This window comes from Corynebacterium sp. MSK074 (assembly GCF_030229735.1).
Lineage (GTDB): Bacteria > Actinomycetota > Actinomycetes > Mycobacteriales > Mycobacteriaceae > Corynebacterium.
Genome location: NZ_JASPIX010000002.1, coordinates 48,849 through 69,960, shown reverse-complemented (window position 1 = coordinate 69,960; position 21,112 = coordinate 48,849). Strand labels below are relative to the sequence as shown.

Sequence of the window (21,112 nt, the reverse complement as noted above, 5' to 3'; positions counted from 1 at the left end):
GACTACTAGCTCTGGAGAATGACACAGTGAAGATAGCGATTCTTGGTGGCGATGGCTTTTGTGGATGGCCCGCTTGCCTATTCCTTTCGGATCAAGGCCATGAGGTCGCCATCGTTGATAACCTCTCCCGGCGCGCCATTGATGCGGAACTAGGCGCCGAATCCCTCACCCCTATCGCTTCCATTGAGGAACGCCTGGCGGCGTGGAAAGAGGTCAGTGGGAAAGACATTTCCTTCGCCAACATCGATATCGCCCAGGATTACGCCGGGCTCGTGGAGTTCCTCCGTTCCTTCGCTCCGGATGCCGTCGTGCATTTCGCGGAGCAGCGCGCCGCACCCTACTCCATGAAAAGTCCCACCACCAAGCTCTACACGGTGGATAACAACATCAATGCCACCCATAACCTTTTAGCTGCAGTTGTAGAAACCGGCCTCGATATTCACGTCGTTCACCTAGGAACCATGGGAGTCTACGGTTACGGCACTGCCGGTATGCAGATCCCTGAGGGTTACCTGGACATCAAGGTAGCCGTACCGGAGAAAGGTGAGGTAGAAGAGTCCATCCTCTACCCTTCCAATCCGGGCTCGATTTACCACATGACCAAGGTTCTGGATCAGCATCTTTTTGCCTACTACGCCAAAAATGATGAGCTGCGCATCACCGACCTGCATCAGGGCATTGTCTGGGGCACCCACACCGCCCAGACCCAGAGGGATGATCGCCTGATTAATCGCTTTGATTATGACGGCGACTACGGAACGGTTCTGAATCGCTTCCTCGTGCAGGCCGGCATCGGCTATCCGCTGACGGTACATGGAACCGGTGGCCAAACCCGCGCCTTCATCCACATTCAAGACATGGTGCGCTGCGTCGAGCTCGCCCTGGAAAATCCACCATCGCGCGGTGACCGCGTAAAGATCCTTAACCAAATGACCCAAACCCACCGTGTGCGTGACTTGGCGGAACTCATCGCTGATATCTCTGGCGCCGAAGTAGCCTATGTTCCCAATCCACGCAAAGAGTCGGCTGAGAACGAGTTGCACGTATCCAATGACACCTTTCTGGGGCTCGGCCTTAATCCCACCATGCTGTCTGAAGGCCTACTCCACGAGGTCGAAGAGGTTGCTAAGAAGTACGCGGACCGCGTTGACCGCAGCAAGATTCCGGCTCAGTCTGTGTGGACCGCACAACAGGCAGCGGGCGTTCCTGTCACCACGCAGCAGAAATAGACAGTGATTTGCCTACTATGCGCATTGCCATTGTTACCGAAGTTTTCTTGCCCAAAATTGATGGGGTGGTCACCCGCCTGACCAATACGCTGGACCAGCTCGCGGAGCTCGGGCATGAGGTACATATCTTTGCCACCGGCACTCCGCCAGAAACTTATGCGGGTTTCCCGGTTACCCGCATCCCCAGCCACTCACTGTGGGTCTATCCGGAAATTCACTTTGGATTACCAAGCCTCCGGTTCTTCCGCGCCATCCGCGACTTTGATCCGGATGTCATTCATGCCGTCAATCCCATTTGGACCGCGGCACTCGGAGTTTTTGCCGCCGAGCGCGATGCCGTACCGCTGGTTGCTAGCTTTCACACCAATGTGCCGGAATACACCGAGGCCCTTGGCATTGGTTGGCTGCGTCCGATTACGCAGAAGGCCATTACGTTTCTCCATAATCGGGCTGCTATCAATCTCTGCACCTCCGGCCCCATGGTGGATAAGGCACGCAACATGGGCATCCATACCGTGCGGCTGTGGCCTAAGGCCGTTGATACGCAGTCCTATCGCCCTGACAACTATGACGTCCAGATGCGCTCGCGCTTAACCGGCGGGCGCCCAGAGGCCCCGTTGGTTACGTATATCGGCCGTATTTCGCACGAAAAGGATGTGGCGCGGCTCAACGAGGTCATGCGCCAGGTGCGCACGCGCGTGCCGGCCGCGCGCCTCGCCCTCATCGGCGCCGGTCCCGCGCTAGAGGAGTTGCGTGCCCAGTTTGATTCGGCCACCACTGTGTTTACCGGCTATCTTTCTGGAGCAGAGCTGCAGGCAGCCTTCGCGGTCGGCGATGTATTCGCCTTCCCCTCCGCCACGGAAACGCTGGGTTTGGTTGCTTTAGAGTCCTTTGCTTCCGGGGTGCCGGTGGTCGGCACCAATGCCGGCGGGATCCCCTTTGTTATCGAGCATGGAAAGACCGGGCTGCTGGTAGATGAGGAAGCCACGAATGAGCAGTGGGCTAGCGCCCTGTGCTCTTTGTTGGAGGATCCGCAGGCGCGCCAACGCATGGGGCGCGCCGCGCGCGAAGAAGCGGAGCGCTACTCTTGGCGGGAATCAACCAAGGCTTTGGTAGCCGCCTATGAGTATGCCTGCCGGCACCCGTATCATCGTGAGCAACCATGAATGCTTACCACTCCATTGAACGTGCCGCGGCCGACGCCCGCTTTATCCGTGCCGGAATTAACGCTGCCTTTCGTGAACGCATCGGGAAGGCGACCGACGTGGAATTCAATTTCCTCGGCCCCTCGGCTGGCGATAGCGAAGGAAGCTATGCCACCGACCAGCTCGTGGAGGTACGGGTAAGCTCCGCGCAACACGTGGCAGATTTTCGTGGCGTGCGCCTCGCCGTCATCGCCGCAGACACCTGGCACTGGACTACCGCTGCGACCGAGCACTTTGCTGACCTGCCACAGACAGGCTCGGCCACCGCAGACATTGACCGCATGGTTGCTTATGCCTCCCTCATCGTGGGAAATATGCCGGTGCTGCGCGCCCAGCAGGGCGAGCACGTGGCCATCGTTGCGGTAGATTTCCATCCCTACCTGGACTTTCGCCAGACCTTGCTGCGCGGTCTCCAACACAGCAACGCGGACATGGATGAGAAAGGGCCGGTCCTCGCACTCGCCCGCTACCTAGACATGGATTCCACCGCGGAAGAGCCTTACCTGCATTTTTCTGATGGCACCACGGTGCGTTTTGAACAGCCAAGCCCCGAGGTACACAAGATTTCCAGCATCACCCCGGGCTTGGCGGCCGCGCGCGTCTTGGAGGACGCCTTTTACTTAAGCACCGAAAACCAGATGTTTTTCCAGGGCAACTTCCCAGATGCCACGGTAGAACTCGATGTGGATAAGGCCACCGCCACGGTGTCTTATTGCGGCGGGCAGATTGCGGCCAACGCGGTGCTTATCGCGACCATTTCGGACGAGGAGTTCACGTGGGCCTGGGCAGATCCGGTGTTTAAAGACACCGCGGCGGCGCGGTTGGCAAGAAACCTAGCGCGCTTTGGCATCGACGAGGCCGTGCCCGAACTGGTGCGCCCGCACCTTCCGCTTCCGCTGGCGCGCGAGCACCAGCTACCGCACCTAGCTTTGCCCATTTTGGGGATCTGGACGCTGGCGGGCACTACGCTTGCCGACGCCCGCGTGGGCCTCGTCCTCCTCGATGCCCCACAGCTCCACCTCCCTGAGCCGACCCCAGCCGCCACCAAAGCGACGTTGGCGGTGCCCCCTCCCACATGGATCAACGCCGATCGCGCCCGCGCCGCCTATGGATCATTTCGCGGGGTGGAGGTGTAGGGCGCTGCGGAGGGCGTCCACGTCGACGTCGGCAAGCGCGGCAGGCTCAAATGCCGCATCGTTGGTTTTATCCACCAAAACCGCTCGCACGCCCTCGGCAAAGTCCCCACGCCGATACATATAGGCGCCCAGGTTGGTCTCCATATCTAGGGCCTCGCGGATGCTGCTGCACTCCTGCTCGGCGCGGAAGAGCTCCATGGCCGCCACGATGGAGGTGGGGCACGCGTGCGCGGTCAGCTTTTCTACCTGTTGTTTCAGTTCTGGGTACTTTTCCAGGGCCGCAGAAATGTCTTGCCAGGTGTTGTGGGAAAAGGCGTCCTCGATGGCGTCGATAAGCTCGGCCAAGGCAGCCTCGCCGCTAGGTGCGGTGGCATGCTGGGCTAGCGCCGTGGCTAGTCCATGCTCGATAACCGCACTAGCAAAGGCTTCGCCGTCCGCCACATAGTGGGTGGCCAGCCCGCTCCACACAAGGTCTGCGGCATACATGCGGTAGCCGGTAATCCCCCAGAACTTCGCCAACTCGGCCGAGGCCTTCCCGCGCGTTCCCACCGCACGCTGGGCGGCATAGGCCATGCCTACGTCCGTGACATAGCCAATATTCATCTCTGGCATGGAGGCAAAGGTTTTCTCCGTAACCACGCGGTGGGACCCATGGGCGGAAATGCCCAGACCTCCTCCCATAGCGATGCCATCGATGAGCGCCACGATGGGCTTGGGATACTCCGCGATATCACCGTTCAACGTGTATTCGGTGGCGAAGAAGGCATCCACCTCATCCACTTTGCCTTCCTTGACCGCATCGCGGGCATAGCGAACATCGCCGCCGGCGCAATATGCCTTGGGGCTAGTCGAGGTAAACAGCACCTGTTCCACCTCATCGTTGGCGCGCCACTGCGCCAGCGACTCCGCAATGAGGTGGATCATTTCCGGGGTGAGGGAATTGAGAGCCTTGGGGCGGTTGAGTTCAATGACTCCGGTATGGTTACGGATTGAGGAAACGATAGGTGCAGCAGTAGTCATAGCCCCTAGTGTGACACAGAACGCATGCACCTATCCACCATAAGCCAATTCACAGATAGGTTCGGAATTTTGCTCCCACAGCTCATCGCCCTGGATATGGACGGCACCCTACTGGACGACAACGGCCAGCTTCCACCAGATTTCGCCGCGATCAGCACCCGTGCCCACCAGCTCGGCGTCACCCTAGTACCCGCCTCGGGCCGCCAGCTCGCCACCCTGCAAGAGATGTTTCCGCACGAGGACACCTTCATCGCCGAAAACGGATCCGTGGTCGTCCACGATAATCGCGTCATTAGCGCCACTACCCTGCCCAGCGCAGCCGTGCGGGCCGCCATGGCCGCACTCCAGTCTGTCGAAACCCCGCATACCGTAGTGCTGTGCACGCCGGATACCGCCTATGTACACAAAGGCGCCGATGCACAGGCCCGTGCTGAGATTGCCAAGTACTACAGGTCAGTGGAATGGGTAGATGACCTCGATGCACTACTGGATGCGGACATCATCAAAATCGCCGCTTACTGCGCCGACGGCAGCGAAAAGCACCTACACCAGCCCCTTCTTGCGGCCGTACCGGAACACAATATCGCCATTTCTGGCGCCGTATGGCTCGATGTCATGGCCGCTGGCGTCAATAAGGGCGTAGCACTACAAACCATGGCCGAGCTCCTCTCGGTTCCTATGCCTCGTACCGCAGCTTTTGGCGATTTCCTCAATGACTACGAGCTCCTCCGCGAGGCAGGCACCGCCATCGCAATGGAAAATGCGCACCCAAAGTTGAAGGAAATCGCCGATCACATCGCCCCACCCAATACCGAATATGGGGTCATGACAGTTCTGCGTCAGCTTTTTGACAGCGAAGAGTCTTAGACTCGAATTTTCGCCTCCGCCCCGCGCGCCGCACCGCTACTCCCCTGCATGAGGAGAAGTGCTGGTGCGCAGGCTAAAATAGTCCGTTTAGAAAATATACGTAGTGCTTTGGGAGTTTTTGTGAAGCAAATTTTGCGCTCACTGCTGGGGAAGAAGAAACCTGGGCGTTCGAACGAACCACGCACACCGGTCTATCAGCCAGTACCGCCCAAAGCTGGCTCTACCAGTGCGCCCCAGACCCCTAAAAACAAGGATTCCGCGCGCCAGAACTCGACCAACACCGAATCCACCACGGGTGCCCAATCCACCGAGCCGAAGGGCAAGCCCCAGGACCGCACCGCTAAGGACGGCGAGTCCAAGAACCAAGCTAAACAGGCACCTGCGCGCAAGCCCACCCCGGCAAAGGCTGCACAGGCTTCCGAATCCAAGCCTGCTGCTGCGAAGCCGAAAAGTGCGAAGCCTGCCGCCAAGCCCGCGGCTAAGGACACTACTCAGCCCAGCACTGAAAAATCCCAGGCAAGCAAGGCCACTTCCGCAAAACCGCAGCAGGCTAAGTCCGCCTCGCCATCGCCTGCAGCCAAGGCGCCAATGACCAAGCCTGCAGCCCAAGGTTCTGCCACCAAGCCATCCACCACACAGCAAAGCAAGGCAGAATCCTCCCCCAAAACAGCTGTTAAAAAGCAACAAGACTCGCCTGCTCAGGACAAGAAGCCACAGCGCAAAGCACACGAACCGGTTCAGCGACCACGCCGCGGCGCAAGCTTTAGCACCACGCCGCCTAAGTCCTCCCCAAAGACTCCGTCTACCCGCAGTACTTCCCCGAAGCCGGCCGCGAAGCCTGACACCCAACCCTCTCAGAAAGGCGCGGTAAAGCCCGCACCTCAGACTCAACCCACTACCCAGAAGCCGAAGCAGACGCCCAAGCCGTCCTCTTCTTCCAGCGCGAAGAAGGCTTCCCCGCAACCGGCAAAGCCGCAGAAATCCCAGCCGGCTAAATCCAAGCCGGCCACCGGCCAGCAGCAAGCGCAGAACCCACGTTCCCCCAAGCGCGTGCCGGCAAAATCGGCAAAGCAGCAACCGCAGCCGCAACCTACGCCGAAGAAGAACGCGCAGCCGTCGAAGCCCTCGCAACCGTCCAAGGGCCAAGGATCAGCACGTACTCCCGGCTCTGCAAAGCAGAAGGCTGCCCCACAGGTCTCGACTCCTAGCGCTCCAGCGCCAAAGAAGGGCACCTCTGCCCCCAAGCCGAAGGTGGCTGCGCCAAAGACTGCATCTAAACCTTCCCAGGAGAAAGCTGGGGCGGCGCAAAGCCAGACTGCTTACAATGGAAACAAGGTAGTCCAGCCGAAATCGCAGCAAGGCGCACCCGCTAAGGGCAAACTGCCCAAGCAACAGGCACAGAAACAACAGCCACAGCCGAAGGCAAAGGAGGCGACGCCTCAAGACAATGCCAAGGAGGTAACCAAGCGCCGCCCGCAGGTTAAGCCCTCCGATATCAGTCGCGGATTGGCGCGTAAATCGCAGCAGGTGGGCACTCCAACCCCGGCCCAGCAAAAGCCGTCGCGAGCCGCTCAAAAGCCCAAGGCAAAGCAACAGCCTGGTTCGCCCCAGCCGAAGAAGGCCGAGCCTCAAGCCGCTCCGAAGACGAAGCCTGCAAAGGCAGACAAGTCCGCTGCGACAGGCGCCGTAGCCGCTGGAGCGGGTACGGCCGCCGCCGCTGCCGCCGCTGAGAAAAAGCGGGAGAAGGCACAGCCGTCGAAGGAGCAACATCCAGCCCCTGAAAAGCCACAGGCAAAGGCGGCACCGCGCCAGCCACAACAAGCTGCGCAAAAGCCAGCATCACAGAAAGCCTCGATCACGCAGGTAGATACTAAGTCTAAGTATCCGCTACAAAAGCAGGCCAAGGACCCTGAAGCGCTGGCTACGCCGCCAGAGAGCAAGGTAGTTAAGAAGAAGCGCCACGCCCGCCTGCGCCAGGTCAAGGGGCTGGATGGACTGCGCGGCCTCGCAGTTATTGCCGTGGTGCTGTACCACTTCTTCCCTTCCCTGCTTCCCGGTGGTTACTTGGGCGTTGACCTCTTCTTCGTCCTCTCCGGATTCCTCATCACCTCGTTGCTGGTGCGCGAATTCCGTACCTCCGGCACAATCAGCTTGAAGGACTTCTGGGTGCGTCGATTCCGGCGCATCCTCCCAGCAGCTGTATCCGTCCTGGTCATGTGTACCGCTTTGGTGGCATGGATAGGCGGGGACCTAGCGGTCGGCTTGCGCCAGCAGTTCTTGGGTACTCTATTCTTTGTCAATAACTGGACCCAGATCGCCACCTCCCAGTCCTACTTTGCGGACAATGAGATTCAGGTCTTTGCCCACTATTGGTCGTTGGCCGTGGAGGAGCAGTTCTATGTCTTCTGGCCGCTTCTTATTACCGGCGTTTTCCTGATTTCTCGCCGCAAGCCGCGCCGGCTTCCTATCCTCGTAGCCGCAGTCTTAGCTATCGGTTCCGCCGTGGCCATGGCGCTCATCTACGTGCCGGGTGAAGACCCGACGCGAGTCTACTACGGCACCGATACCCATGCTTTTGGCCTGCTCACAGGCGCCGTGCTGTCTTTGCTGATGACCTCTACCAAGTCCGACCCGCAGGCGGATTCGTGGGCAGCGGCAGGCAAAGCCGAATCACGCATCGCCGGAATCATCGGCACTGTGGCGCTCATCGGCTACGGTGTCCAGCTATTCCTCATGCCGGATGACGCGGAGATCACCTACCGGGGTGGGCTCTTCCTCACTAGCGTGCTTGGCGTCCTGATGGTGTGGGGCGTGGTTCGCGAATACGGCCCGATGACCCCGCTCTTTAGGACCAAGGTCATGCGCTGGTTTGGCCAGCGATCCTTCTCGCTGTATCTCTGGCACTGGCCGGTCATCATGATGCTCAAGGCGCTTTTCGAGGGCAACCAGAACTCCGATAAATCGTGGATCCTGGGCCTTGTAGCCGTGCCTATTTCGCTGCTCCTGTCCGAGATTTCCTATCAGTTCATTGAGAATCCGTTCCGCCGCGGCGGCTATAAGAAGACATGGAAGACCTACTGGTCCTCCCGCCCAGGATTTAGCGAATTGCGCGATGGCTTTGGCAAGACCATGTGGCCGGTAGTCCCATTCCTGGTCATTGCCTCTGTAGCCGGCGTAGTCTACGGCGTTGTCAATTCCAGCGATAAGACCGAGTTGGAACAGCAGCTCGAGCAGCTCCAGCAGCAGAACCTGAGCAGCAACAATGCCCCGGCGCAGCCGAACAACACTGCCCCACAGCCGCCTGCTGCGGACAACGACGATAAGGCTGCCACGAAAGATAAGAAGACCCGCCCGATGCCGCAGGGCAAAGACATCACCGCTGTCGGAGACTCAGTGATGCTGGCTTCTAGTGGCGCCCTCAAGCAGCGCTTCCCGCAGATTTACGTCGATGCAGAGGTATCCCGCCACTACACTGCGGGTATCCAGGTTCTGCAGCAGCTCAAGGATTCTGGTCAGCTGCGCGATACCGTTTTCCTCGGGTTTGGTACTAACGGCCCTGCCTTCCCGGACCAAATTAAGGAAGCGCTGGACATCATCGGCGAGGACCACACCGTTGTCATGGCTGTTCCCTATGGTGACCGCGAATGGATGGCCCAATCCCAACAGGATGTCCTCGACGCCGCCAAGGAATACGACAACGTATATATCGCTGACTGGTGCGGACATGCACAGAGCAACCCGGAGATCCTCTACTCCGATGGCGTCCACCCGATGCCGGAACGCACCGGCGAGTACTCGGATGCCTTCTACGATGCTCTAAAGCAGTACTCGAATGGCGACAAGACTGTGTCCTCTCAGTGCGTGCCGCAGTAAAGCACAGGCCGGCGCGGGGCGGGGCGTCGGAAAACGCCTAGTTCCCTCCCCTCCCGCCCTTCGCGCTCACCGGAAGGTGTGCTCCGCTAGCAGCAGCATCCGCTGTGAGCGCGAAGGACGCTGGTGCGCCTAGGCATAGATAAAGCTCGCCCCCTACATCACGGTAGAGGGCGAGCTTTATTCGTTGGGATTAATCGACGGAGAATTCACCCATCTTGTCCCAACCGGTGCGGCCTTCGATATGAACGTTAATGATGTCCGGGGTTTCCACGAGGTACTTCGGGAATTCCTCGCAGGAGCGCTGGAAGTGCTCGCTCTGGACGTGCTCTACGTCCTTGCCGTCTGCGTAAGACTCCAGCAGCAGGAAGCGCTGGCGGTCTTCTGGATCGCGGAACCACTTGAAGTCGATGCAGCCCGGCTCTGCATTGCAGGCCTCGGTGTACCAATTGATTTCATCGAGGAAGGTTTCTGCGTATTCGGGCTTAACGTGGAACTGTACGTTGATCAAAATCATGCCCCGATCCTACCGGCACCTTGCAGCCTCGTCATCGCTGCAGATAGAGGCCACGAATGCGGTGAAATCGGGACTAGTGGAATGCAGTTTAGTTGAGGAAGAACTCCGCAACGTAGATGTAGGTTCCGTCATAAGCAGTTGCTACACCAAAGCCGTGTGGGGAACCAGCATTGACTGGTACATCGCGGTTAAACCAGTTCAGACGGTCTTGTGCCTGCTGCTCGGTGAGACGGTGAACAGAACCCTGGCCTTCGTCCTTGTGATTCAGGCCGTGGGCTACCCCGCCCTTGTAGTCAAGCTTGCCGGCGGCACCCTGGTTGGCCCATTCCTGGGCGATGGCGGCCGCGTGGGCGTCCTTGCGGTGCCCAGCCTTCTCGAGGTGGGCGGTGGTGGCGGCCCCCAACTCACCAGCGACCTTGGGCGCGTGGCCCGCTGGTTTGGCCAGGAATTCTGGCAGCGAGATATTGTACTTCTCGGCCAGCTCATAGGCCTGCGGAGGCAAGGTGAGGCGGAAATCCTTCACAGCGGCGAAAGGATCAGAAGAAAGCTGCTGAGCTTGCGAAGAAGCCTGCTGAATCTGCGGCGGCAAGGCCGGCTGAGCAGAGGCCACGGTGGAAGTACCAGTAAGGACAAGAGCGGTGGACAGGACGGCTACGGTTGCACGGTGAGAAAGCTTCATGCCCTCCACCGTGCCATAGGTGGCCGGCAGTCTGGAAGGAGTTTCCGTGCTGCGCAGGTAATTCGATACAACTTTGTTATGCTCCCTGTGGTTTTGAGGGAATACGGATGGTGAGACTATATCCTCACCGCGCTTTTGGAGTACTGCGAAAGGTTATTGACTGCTGCTGGACGTATTGACCGCGTTCGCGATTATTTTCGTAGTCATCGACGTCGGGTTTGTGCTGGCTCACAGGGGTGTTATCGGCAGGGCGAGGCGTGCTTGCAATTCAATCGCACGGCCTTCTGGGCGGCTACTCCGGCACTCATCTTTTCCAGCGTGGCAACATCCAATACCTCCGCGTTTGCATCCCCAGTGGTGGCCGTGATCGCTGCGGCGGCGAGCTCCTACAGCTCGGTCAATATTGGCCTGCCCATTGCCACCTATGCCATTGGTGATGCCACCTACGTCATCCCAGCATTGGTTCTCCAGATGGCGGTGCTCTCCCCGTTTATCATCGCGGGTCTCAATGCGCAGGGCACGAGCCTGCGATCGATATGGAACTCCGTGCTCGCAGGGATTACCGCGCCTGTGGTGTTGGCTGCGGTGGCGGGATTTATTGTCTCCGCGGCGCAGTGGCAGGTACCGGATGTGGTGATGAAACCGCTGGAGATATTGGGTGGCGCTTCTATTCCTATGATCCTGATGAGCTTTGGTGCCTCGTTAAAGGGCGACGGGCTGCTGGAGGAGGACCGTCTGCCCACCCTTACCGCGACGGTATTGAAGTTGGTGGGCATGCCCGCTTTCACGCTGGCCGTGGGCGCAGCGCTGGGGCTAAACGGCGTGGAGTTATATGCGGCATTGATTCTGGCTGCCTTGCCTACGGCACAGAATGTGTATAACAATGCCGCCACCTATGAGGTTTGGCTAAAGCGCACTTAGTATATGCCGACGTCGAGCGCGGCAAATTGGCGTTGCAGCTCATCGGGGTCAATGGCTCCTGCCACGTCTGGACCAGCGATGGCGGCAAAGCCGTCGAGCACCGATGCACCGTAGTTATGACCGTGCCCATCGGGTACGTCCTTTGCGCCGGGCAGATCGGCGGCAACTTGGAGGGAAGAGATGAGGGGCATCCACTGCATTACGCGCTCGGCAGAATACGGTGTCCGCTCGCGCATCCAATCCGGCTCCTTAAAGGCCATCTGTGGCGACCACCAGGCCACCGGGTCCGAGGGGTGTTGGATATAGAGCATGCGGGTGCGTCCCCACTCCTCTTCTGGCACCGTGCCCCATTGGCGCACCTGCGCGTCATCGTTGGCAAAGCGCACGACGAGGCCGCCGGCGTATTCGGGAGTTATCTCAGAAGAGCCAGGGTCGCGGCGCTCCACAAACTGGGTGCGCAGGCGATTAAAGTGCGGCGGCCCCGTCAATAGGATGCCGTCGACGGAATTGGCGATATCACGCACCCCGGAAAAGGCCGCCTCAATGCCCGTGGTTCCTAAGGATTCGCCGTACAGGTAGAGCTTCGGGCGCTTGTCCTCTGGCAGCCCGTTCCACCAGTCCACGATAGGGTTGATGAACTCCTGCCCGGCGCGTTCTACCTGACCACCGCCGGACAGGAAATGCAGCGCCGAGGGCATGGCGGAGTATTGGGCGGCCGCGATGGCGGTGTCGCCGCCGTAGAGCAGCTCGAAGGCTTGGGCGGAATAGGAAGACACCCACCCGGTTCCGGTAGTCATAATAAGCAGCAGCGCCTTGCGGTCTTGGGCGTGGGTGCGCTCGAGTTCGTCGATAAGCAGCTGCGCTCGCTCCTCATTGGAGGCGCGATTGCCCAGGCCGGCATAGGCGCGAATGGGTTCTTTAGCCGGCTTTCCGGTAACCTCTTCCAATTCCGCGCGGTGCGCACCGGAGGAGAGGAAACGCGAGCCTTGTAGTCCCACCCCATTCCAGTCCACGCGGGAGTCTGGGGATCCACTGCGCTCAGCAGACGTGGGACGCTGCGTTGCAGGATCGGGCTCGGCATTTTGGGCGGTAAAGATTCTCTCCCCCACACCCACAATGGCGCCGGGGATAAGGTTTTCCACGGTATACGTGCCCACCAGTGCCACGATGATTACCGCACCCACAACGCGGTAGGCGGCGCGGAAGCGCTGGGGAAAGTGGCTGGAAAGCCAGCGCACGCAAAAGCGCAGCAGGCGCAGGAGGAAAAGAAAGGCGGTAAATACCGCCAGTGCCAGCGGAACCACCAGCACATAGCTGGCAATGGTGGGCGCCGGTGCGGACAGGGCGTCTGCGAGTTGGCGTTGCCACCGCACGGCAAAGACCGCAAAGCCTATCATCCAGACCACAAAAGCGGCGGTGGCGATGCGGGAGGCTAGGCGGTAGCGCCGAGCTGGCCACGTGGCGGCATCGAGCCAGGCATGCCGAGGCGCCACATAGCGCACCACCAGCCGGTACCACACGAGCTTGAGGGCGATGCCCAGCGTATAGCCGAGTCCTGCGGCGATGCCGGAGACGAGCCCTTGGTAGAGCCAATCGCGCGGCAGAATGGATGGGGTAAGCCCCAGGGTAAAAAGCGCTGCGGCGCCGATAATGCCCCACAGGTCGAGGTAGCTGACAATATCGGCGATGCGGGCTTCTACCCTTCGAGCTTCTCCCCCAACTCCAGCCATTCTATCTCCAGTTCCTCGTAGGCGCTGCGGTTTTCCTTTAAGTCTCCGTCCAATTCGGTCAAGGCCTGGGTATCAACCTTTTCCGCGGCGGTGGCCATCTTCTCATTAATCTGCGCGGACGCCTTTTCCAGCTTGTGCATCTTGCGCTCGAGGGCGTTCATCTTCTTGGTGATTTCGCGCTCTTGCTGGGACGAGAGCTTCTTTTCTGGTTTCGGTGCAGCGTTGTCTGCCTTCTTTTCTCCCAGGTTGAGCACACCGGAGCTCTGCTGCGCCTCAAGTGCGGCGCGCTTGCGCAGGTACTCGTCGATGCCGCCGGGAAGGTTGGTGAGCTTGCCATCGCCAAAGAGCGCGTAGGTGTTATCCGCGATGCGCTCAATGAGGTAGCGATCGTGCGAAATGACCACCATGGTGCCTGGCCAGGAGTCCAGGAGGGACTCCAGTTCCTGCAGGGTATCGATATCGAGATCGTTGGTGGGCTCGTCCAGCAACAACACATTGGGCTCGGCCATCAGTACGCGGGTCAGCTGCAAGCGGCGGCGCTCGCCACCAGAAAGGTCACCTACCGGGGTGCGCTGACGCTTGGCGGAAAATCCCAGGCGCTCGGCCAGCTGGGAGGCGGAAAGCTCCTTTTTACCGAGCTGGACATAGGTGGCGACGTCCTCGACGGCGTCGATAAGCCGGCGCTGCGGGTCTAAGTCATCGAGTTCCTGGCGCAGCCAACCGAGGCGCACGGTTTGGCCCTCGATGCGCTTGCCTGCTGCCAGCTCGTACTCGCCGGCCAAGGTGCGCAGCAAAGTGGTCTTGCCAGAGCCATTAACGCCCACCAAACCAATGCGTTCGCCGGGGGCTAGGCGCCAGGTGAGGTGGTCCACCAAGGTGCGACCGTCCGGGGACTGCACGGTGGCATCCTCTAGCTCGATAACCACGCGGCCTTGGCGCTGCTTGGAAAAGGCCATGAGCTCGACCTTATTGCGCGGCTCCGGCACGTCCGCGATCAGCGCCTCGGCAGCTTCAATGCGGTAGCGCGGCTTGGAGGTCCGCGCCGGTGCGCCGCGGCGCAGCCAGGCCAGCTCCTTGCGGGCGAGGTTCTTGCGGCGCTGTTCCATGGCATCGGCCTGGCGGGCACGCTCGGCGCGGGCAAAGGTCCAATCGTTGTAGCCGCCCTCGTAAGTATCGACCACGCCATCGTGTACCTCCCAGGTCCACGTGGCCACGGTATCGAGGAACCAGCGATCGTGAGTAACCACGACCACGGCCAGATTGCGCTTGAGCAGGTGGTCCGCGAGCCATTGCACGCCTTCCACGTCGAGGTGGTTGGTCGGCTCATCGAGCACCACGAGGTCCAAATCCTGCACCAGCGCGGCGGCCAGGTTCACGCGGCGGCGCTCGCCACCGGAGAGCGAACCCACCGGAGTATCGAGCCCAAGATCTACAATGCCCAGCCCGCCTAAGACATCGCGCACCTTGGCATTGGAGGCCCACTCATAGGTCTCCAATTCCAGCGGCTCAATAATCACTTGCGCGATGGTCAGCTCATCGGGCAAGTCAAAGCGCTGGGTAACCACAGCCATGCGCAAATCAGAGGTATGGGATACGCGGCCGGCGTCGGGCGGCTCGATGCCGGTGAGCACCTCCAGCAGGGTGGTTTTGCCACCGCCATTAACGCCGACGATGCCGATGCGATCGCCGCTTTGCACACCTAGGGATACCCCGTCTAGGAGGGTTTTTAATCCATAAGTTTTGCTGACTTGCTCGAGGTTAATCAGGTTTGCCATAACGAGTGTCCATCTTAATACCTCCCTGCACATACCCCCGCATTTCTCCAACCTATTGCTATTGATTTTCACGTCCAATAGTGTGCCTATGTATGAAGCATTACACACTTTCCCTCTGCGCGGTGCTCTCTGCCGCGGCAGTAGCCATTACCTCCTGTTCCGCCCCCACCGAAGAGGAAAAGGACTCCCTGCACTCCCACGACCACGCGCATAGCGAGGAGGACCACGCTCACGAGCACGACCATGAGCATGAGCACGGCCATGACCACGCCGGGCACTCGCACGAAGGTTTCGAAGCCGAGGAGGGCGAGACCGAGGTAGCCCAGCTGCCCCCCCCGCATTGTCATTTCCCACGCGGAGGGTCTGCGAGCTTATGACGCCAAGACCGGCAAGGTAATCGGCGAGGACAAAATGAATGCCTTCCTGCGCCTGAGCGATGCCGGCGACGACCGCCACGTCATGGTCACCAAAGGCGATAGCTTCCTCACCTACGACACCGGGCGCATCACCAAGGGCCACGGCGATCACAACCACTACTACACCGCTGAGCCTTCGCTTGGCGACGCCACTATTAACGCACCCCATGCCGGCCACGTGGTCCACCACGACGGCTTTACCGCACTGTTTTCAGATGGCGATGGCGTAGCACGGATTTACAAGACCGAAGACATTGGCAATGACGATGCCCAGCCGGTCAATACCGTAGACACCGGCGCCGCACACCACGGCGTGGCTGTACCGCTGAAGGATGGCTCGGTAGTTATCACCAAGGGAACCGAGGACGAGCGCCACACTATCCAGCATCTGGATAAGGAGGGCAAGGTCCTTACTGAAACCACCGAGTGCCCTGGCGTGCACGGCGAGGCCGCCGCTGGAAACGGCAATATCTTCTTCGGCTGCGAGGACGGCCCTGTAATCTTCGATGGCACAAAGTTCCACAAGGTGGACGCCTCCGCCTATGCCGGCGCAGGCGGCTACCAGCGCTCGGGCAATGCTGCCGGTTCGGAGGAATCCGATGTCATTCTGGCCGATAATAAGACCGACGAGGATGCAGAACTCGAGCGCCCCACCTCCGTGACCCTGGTGGATACTAAGGACTTTTCCGCGAAGAAGGTTGACCTCGATGCTTCCTATTGGTTCCGCTCCCTGGCCCGCGGCCCGCTGGGCGAGGCACTGGTGCTCACTACCGACGGCAAACTCAACATCATCGACCCCGAATCCGGGGAAATCACCTCGCAGATCGATGCCATCTCCAAGTGGAAGGAAAATAAGGAATGGCAGCAGCCAGGGCCCATCCTGCAGGCTGCCGATGGCTACGCCTTTATTACCGACGCCCAAAAGAAGCAGCTCGTGGTCATCGACCTCCTCCAAGAAAAGGAAGTCAACCGTTTCGACCTCGACATTGAGCCCACCGAGATGACGGTGCTCTAGCTACAGCACCACGGCGCCGCTGGCGGGTCCATGGGTAGCCACACCCTTGGTTCCGGGAATCTCTACCGTCACTTGGGAGACCACTTCCCTAGCCTCCTCTGCCCCAGCACAGAGGAAGGCACAGGTCGGACCACTGCCGGAGACAATGCCCGCGAGGGCTCCGGCGGCCACACCCGCCTCCAGCGTCTTACGCAGATCCGGGCGCAGGGAAAGCGCCGCCGGCTGCAGGTCATTATGCAAGTGCTCTGCCACCCGGTGCGGGTCGCCTGAGATGAGCGCCTGCGATACCGCCGCGGTATCCATGTGCGGCGCGCCGCCGCGACCCTTTTCTCGCATTTCATCCAGCTTGTGAAAGACCTGCGGGGTAGATAACCCGCGGTCCGAGGCGATGAGCGCCCAATGGTAGGTACCGCGCGCCATCATCGGGGTAAGCTGCTCGCCGCGCCCCGTACCGAGCGCGGTGCCACCCAACAGGGTAAAGGGAACATCCGAGCCCAACGCCGCGCCTAGCGCGTCCAGAATCGGCTCACCTACCGAGTCGATGTTGTAGTAGCCGCCATAGCAGCGCTCGGCTAAGCGCAGCGCGGCGGCCGCATCAGCAGAGCCGCCCGCCATGCCTCCGGCGGTAGGGATGGCTTTGTGGATTTCCAGCGCTACCTCCGGCAGCGCCTTCGGCCCATGGGTGGTGTATAGGTACTGCATGATGCGGTTAACCGCGGTCCACGCCAAGTTTGTATAGTCCTCTGGCACACCCTGTGCATGAGGGCCCGTAACCTTTAAGCCTTGAATGCGCGGCTTATCCACCTCGGGATTTCCCAAGTCCGTGAGCGTCACGGTGTCATGCAGCTCCAAAGACTGAAAGACACTGGCAAGCTCATGGAACCCATCCTCGCGCGGTTCCTCCACGCCGAGGTGAATATTGACCTTGGAGTGAGCGCGCGCGGTATAGACGAATGGTTCGTTATCTAACGGTGCACTCATTTAGATTCCTGCCAATCGTACGAAGTCCTCTACGGCAAGCTTTTCACCGCGCTGCTTCGGATCGATATCCGCCGCTCGCAGCGCTTCCTCGGCCGCGGCACCCGAACCAAAGTGGCCAGACAATGCCGCGCGGAGGGTCTTGCGGCGTTGGGTAAAGGCGGCGTCGATAACCGGCCAGACATTAGCCCGCGACTCATCGGTGATCGGCCAGGGAGCATCTTCAAAGACATCGATGCGCACCAGCCCGGATTCAATATTGGGCGCGGGCCAAAAGACGTTCTTGCCAATCGTGCCTGCCTTGGAGACCTTGCCATAAAAGCCCGCCTTGACCGAGGGCACGCCATAAACCTTGCTGCCCGGCTGGGCGGCGAGACGGTCCGCCACCTCCAGCTGGACCATCACCAGCACGCGACGAATGGAGGGAAATGTCTCCAACAAATGCAGCAGAACCGGCACAGCGACGTTATACGGGAGGTTGGCCACGAGGGCAGTCGGCTCCGTGACATCAGAATCCGTCACGCGCAGTGCGTCCTTTTCCACTACGCGCAGGCGCTGCGCATACCCAGGGGCGCGCTCTACCACGGTATCGGGCAGCTGCGCCGCCAGGCGGGAATCAATCTCCACCGCGGTCACGTCCCCCACGGCCTCAACCAAGCCAAGGGTCAGCGAACCCAATCCGGGGCCCACCTCGAGGACGCGATCTGTAGGCTCCAGCTCCGCCGCAGCGACGATGCGCCGGATGGTATTCGGGTCATGCAGGAAATTCTGCCCCAGCTTCTTGGTGGGCACGATGTCGAGCTTCTCCGCGAGGGCGCGGATCTCAACGGGACCCAAAAGCGCGGCGCCGGTGGAATTAGTCATGCCTTCTAACTTAGTAGAAGAGACAAAAAAGCCGCACACCACAGTGGGTGTGCGGCCAAGAAGCGCTGCGGTTTAGCGCAGGCCCAGCTTGGAAGTACATGCCGGCCATGCGCCCCAGCCTTGCGCTGCCTGCACCTTTTCTGCCACGGCAATCTGCTGCTCGCGGGAAGCCTGCCATGCCTCCGGTGCGTACTCAGTACCGCCGAATGCTGCCCAGGTGGATGGGGTGAACTGCAGGCCACCGGAGAAGCCGTTGCCGGTATTAATAGCCCAGTTACCGGTGGCCTCACACTGTGCAATGGAATCCCATACGGAGCCATCGGCCACCGCCGGAGCAGCAGCACCGGAGTTGCCACCCTCCTCCGGCTTTTCCTCCTCGGCCTTCTTGGTGCCGCGGGCGATGGTGGCAGCCTTAGGCTCGACGGTCACCTTTTCCTTGATGACGTCATTGGATTCCTTAGCGCCATCCTTCATTACCAGCTTGTGGGTAATAACGCGCTTGCCCTTAACGCCTTCCTCGCGGACCTCTTCGGTGCCCTCTTCCAGCTCCGGGTCATCGACGAAGTTGGGCTCGGCGTCAAACTCTTCTTCCGAGTCATAAACGGTGGTAGAAACCTGGTCCACCTTGATGGACATGCCCTCGGTAACCTTGGTCTCCTTGGACGGGAAGACGCGGTCATCGTCATCAACGTCGATATTGCGGGCCTTGAGAACGTCCTCAACGGTCTTAGCGGCAATCTTGGTGTAGGTTACCTTGCCGCCATCATTAATCTTGACGATCTTCGGGGACACAACCTCCAGGTCCATACCCTCTTCCAGCTGGGCGTCCTCGTCCACGTCGGCATCGCCAGACTTCACAGAAGCACCCTTGACCACGCCGTTGAGGTTACCCAGCAGGTCAGAAACGGTGAGGTCGGTGGTGGACAACTGCTGCTGCACACCATCGATGGTCACGGCTACTGGCTTAGCGGTGCGCACGGAGATCTCATCGCCATCGCCCACGGACTCGGACGGGGCTGGGGAGACGATGTCCTCCTCGCTCACCTGCACGCCGGCTGCCTCCAGCGCGCCGTCGACATCCTTGGCAAAGGTAGCCAACTCCACCTTGTCACCGTTGATGTCCACGGTGACGTCCTTTTGTGCCGCAACGGCTACCACGCCGCCGACGGCCAGGGTGCCCAATACGCCACCCGTTGCCAGACGCAGTGGCAGCGAGCGGGAGTTATTGAGGCGCTTGATCTGATGAGGTGACATGCTGAATGAATCTCCGGTAGTGCAGGTTTCAACAATTACAAGAGTTTAGGTCAGCAAAGAAGTCCACGCAGGCAATTCCCTTGCTGAGATCCGCTGCTGCCGCACCGAGGGTGGCGCTGCACGACCTTAGAACCTAAACGAACGATTAATAACGATACGATAACAGCAAGATAAAGTCGAGGACTAATCCACCACACGCCTCACTGGGCACACAACCGCCACACCAAGCACCCCCGCCACCGTTGACCTGCGGGTTTTATTTTTGTGAAAACCGTCACCTAGGCGTTAGCGCAGGCTGTAAACGCGATCAAAAGTATCGTTTACCTCCGCCGCTAGCGCCTGCACCGTCTGGTGGCGAACGCGAGCGATGCATTCATATGCGTGCCCAATAAGAGCCGGTTCATTGCGCTGGCCCCGGTAGGGCTCTGGCGTCATATATGGCGCATCGGTTTCCACCAGAAGCTGGCCGGCCGGCGCCTTCGCTGCCGCCTGCCGCAGCTCGGCATTGCGCTTGAAGGTGACGTTTCCGGCAAAGGACAATACGTAGCCGCGCTCCAAGGCTTCCTCGGCCACCTTCAGCGGCGAGGAAAAGCAGTGCAGCATAACGGTGTCGGGTGAGGGGGCGTCGGCAAGAATGCGCAGCAAGTCCGCATCCGCCTCGCGGTTGTGAATCATCAGCGTCTTGCCATGGCGCACCGCAAGGTCAATATGCCAGCGCAGGGATTCCTCCTGCTGGGCCATGGTCGCGGTGGTCTCCGGCTCGTGGTGGACCCAATAGGCATCGAGGCCGGTCTCTCCCACTGCGACGCAGCGCGGATCCGCCACCATCTCCTCCAGCGCCACCTTGGTGGGCGCATCCAACTCATTGGCGCGCACCGGGTGGATGGCACAGGCGGCATAGACATCCGGAAAGGAATGTGCAGTAGCCAGCGCCGCTGCCGATTCGCGGCGGTCATCGCCCACCGTCACCATGCGGCTAATACCGGCGGTACGCGCGCGATTGACCAGCACCTCATCGGTGTCCTTGTGAGAAAACAGATGCGTATGCGCATCGATGAGGCCGCTTAGGCCCGGTGCTGGAACGGGAGTGGGACGTCGCTTCTTTTTAGCCATGTAGGCAATTGTAATATTGGCTGCCATGCTGATCAGACCTGCTGGCCTTGCGGATGTGCCCGCTATGACCGAGACCCTCAACTGGGCCATCGAACACACCGACGTCATTTTCCGCGCGAGCCCCGCCAGCATTGCAGAGCGCGAGGCCTACCTGCGCCACATCTGGGAAGAGGGCTGCCCGTGTCTCATCGCGGAGTCCGATACTGGCACCTACCTGGGGTGGGCGCTCTACCATCCTTACCGCGATCCGCAGGTGTGGACGGGCTGTTATGAGACCACCGTTTATCTCTCCCCCGCCGCTCAGGGCCAGGGAGTGGGCACTGCGTTGCTTGGCGCCTTGGTAGATGCGGCCCGCGCCGATGATAAGGTCCATTCCTTGCTCGCCCTCATCGTTTCCACCAATGTTGCATCGCTTAAGTTGCATGAAAAGTTCGGGTTTGAAAACGTGGGTACTCTTAAAGAGGTTTGCTACAAGTTCGATCACTGGTTGAGCCTCACCCACCTACAACTTCTGGTGTAAAGG

General features: G+C 60.1%; 17 protein-coding genes and 1 pseudogene. 9 read left to right on the top strand and 9 right to left on the bottom strand.

Annotated elements, in window-relative coordinates:
* Window positions 1-26: 26 nt before the first annotated feature.
* Genes QP965_RS02340 through QP965_RS02330 form a run of 3 tightly spaced genes read left to right on the top strand, consistent with a single transcriptional unit; the run spans window position 27 to window position 3,570 of the window.
* Window positions 27-1,229, top strand: coding sequence for an NAD-dependent epimerase/dehydratase family protein (locus QP965_RS02340; protein WP_284767654.1), 1,203 nt, complete (start codon window positions 27-29; stop codon window positions 1,227-1,229).
* 17 nt (window positions 1,230-1,246) lie between these two features.
* Window positions 1,247-2,395, top strand: a complete 1,149-nt coding sequence (locus QP965_RS02335; RefSeq protein ID WP_284844107.1) for a glycosyltransferase family 4 protein — start codon at window positions 1,247-1,249, stop codon at window positions 2,393-2,395.
* Complete coding sequence (locus QP965_RS02330; protein WP_284844108.1) at window positions 2,392-3,570, top strand: DUF6882 domain-containing protein; 1,179 nt, start codon at window positions 2,392-2,394, stop codon at window positions 3,568-3,570. Before QP965_RS02335 ends, QP965_RS02330 begins: the two co-directional genes overlap by 4 nt.
* Here the strand turns inward: QP965_RS02330 and QP965_RS02325 are convergent.
* Window positions 3,547-4,590, bottom strand: a complete 1,044-nt coding sequence (locus tag QP965_RS02325; protein ID WP_284844109.1) for a 3-hydroxyisobutyryl-CoA hydrolase — start codon at window positions 4,588-4,590, stop codon at window positions 3,547-3,549. The two genes, QP965_RS02330 and QP965_RS02325, sit on opposite strands and share 24 nt — an antisense overlap.
* Window positions 4,591-4,614: 24 nt before the next feature.
* Between QP965_RS02325 and QP965_RS02320 the strand changes: the two genes are divergently transcribed.
* Window positions 4,615-5,457 (top strand): HAD family hydrolase, encoded by an 843-nt coding sequence (locus tag QP965_RS02320; protein WP_284844110.1) that lies wholly within the window; start codon window positions 4,615-4,617, stop codon window positions 5,455-5,457.
* A gap of 120 nt (window positions 5,458-5,577) precedes the next feature.
* Window positions 5,578-9,330: an acyltransferase family protein gene (locus QP965_RS02315; RefSeq protein WP_284844111.1), complete on the top strand. Its 3,753-nt coding sequence runs from the start codon at window positions 5,578-5,580 to the stop codon at window positions 9,328-9,330.
* A gap of 190 nt (window positions 9,331-9,520) precedes the next feature.
* Here the strand turns inward: QP965_RS02315 and QP965_RS02310 are convergent, their stop codons facing one another.
* Window positions 9,521-9,844 carry a putative quinol monooxygenase gene (locus QP965_RS02310; RefSeq protein WP_005323747.1) on the bottom strand — a complete coding sequence of 108 codons (324 nt, stop codon included), beginning with the start codon at window positions 9,842-9,844 and terminating at the stop codon, window positions 9,521-9,523.
* Between the two features lie 88 nt (window positions 9,845-9,932).
* Entirely contained in the window at window positions 9,933-10,523 is a 591-nt protein-coding gene (locus QP965_RS02305; RefSeq protein ID WP_284844112.1) for a hypothetical protein, read from the bottom strand.
* 163 nt (window positions 10,524-10,686) lie between these two features.
* Here QP965_RS02305 and QP965_RS02300 point away from each other — a divergent pair.
* Window positions 10,687-11,426 (top strand): annotated as a pseudogene (locus QP965_RS02300) (AEC family transporter); the annotation flags it as partial.
* Between the two features lie 14 nt (window positions 11,427-11,440).
* Here the strand turns inward: QP965_RS02300 and QP965_RS02295 are convergent.
* Both QP965_RS02295 and QP965_RS02290 read right to left on the bottom strand, forming a co-directional pair.
* Window positions 11,441-13,174, bottom strand: a complete 1,734-nt coding sequence (locus tag QP965_RS02295) for an alpha/beta-hydrolase family protein (RefSeq protein WP_284844113.1) — start codon at window positions 13,172-13,174, stop codon at window positions 11,441-11,443.
* On the bottom strand, window positions 13,141-14,949 hold the full coding sequence (locus QP965_RS02290) for an ABC-F family ATP-binding cassette domain-containing protein (RefSeq protein WP_284844114.1): 1,809 nt from the start codon (window positions 14,947-14,949) through the stop codon (window positions 13,141-13,143). Before QP965_RS02290 ends, QP965_RS02295 begins: the two co-directional genes overlap by 34 nt.
* 92 nt (window positions 14,950-15,041) lie before the next feature.
* On the opposite strand from QP965_RS02290, the gene QP965_RS02285 reads away from it, so the two are divergent.
* Together QP965_RS02285 and QP965_RS02280 are read left to right on the top strand one after the other, a co-directional pair.
* A complete protein-coding gene (locus QP965_RS02285; protein WP_284844115.1) occupies window positions 15,042-15,326 on the top strand; it encodes a hypothetical protein in 285 nt (94 codons plus the stop codon).
* A 34-nt stretch (window positions 15,327-15,360) separates the two neighbouring features.
* Window positions 15,361-16,380 (top strand): hypothetical protein, encoded by a 1,020-nt coding sequence (locus QP965_RS02280; RefSeq protein WP_284844116.1) that lies wholly within the window; start codon window positions 15,361-15,363, stop codon window positions 16,378-16,380.
* Here QP965_RS02280 and QP965_RS02275 read toward each other — a convergent pair whose 3' ends face one another.
* From QP965_RS02275 to QP965_RS02260, 4 genes are all read right to left on the bottom strand, one after another.
* Window positions 16,381-17,361, bottom strand: a complete 981-nt coding sequence (locus QP965_RS02275) for a 4-(cytidine 5'-diphospho)-2-C-methyl-D-erythritol kinase (protein ID WP_204609749.1) — start codon at window positions 17,359-17,361, stop codon at window positions 16,381-16,383.
* Entirely contained in the window at window positions 17,362-18,222 is an 861-nt protein-coding gene (gene rsmA / locus QP965_RS02270) for a 16S rRNA (adenine(1518)-N(6)/adenine(1519)-N(6))-dimethyltransferase RsmA (RefSeq protein WP_284844117.1), read from the bottom strand.
* A gap of 72 nt (window positions 18,223-18,294) precedes the next feature.
* On the bottom strand, window positions 18,295-19,476 hold the full coding sequence (locus QP965_RS02265) for a resuscitation-promoting factor (RefSeq protein ID WP_284766866.1): 1,182 nt from the start codon (window positions 19,474-19,476) through the stop codon (window positions 18,295-18,297).
* A gap of 285 nt (window positions 19,477-19,761) precedes the next feature.
* Window positions 19,762-20,616 (bottom strand): TatD family hydrolase, encoded by an 855-nt coding sequence (locus QP965_RS02260; RefSeq protein WP_284844118.1) that lies wholly within the window; start codon window positions 20,614-20,616, stop codon window positions 19,762-19,764.
* Here QP965_RS02260 and QP965_RS02255 point away from each other — a divergent pair.
* Entirely contained in the window at window positions 20,615-21,109 is a 495-nt protein-coding gene (locus QP965_RS02255) for a GNAT family N-acetyltransferase (protein ID WP_284844119.1), read from the top strand. The genes QP965_RS02260 and QP965_RS02255 overlap by 2 nt on opposite strands.
* The last annotated feature ends 3 nt before the right edge of the window (window positions 21,110-21,112 follow it).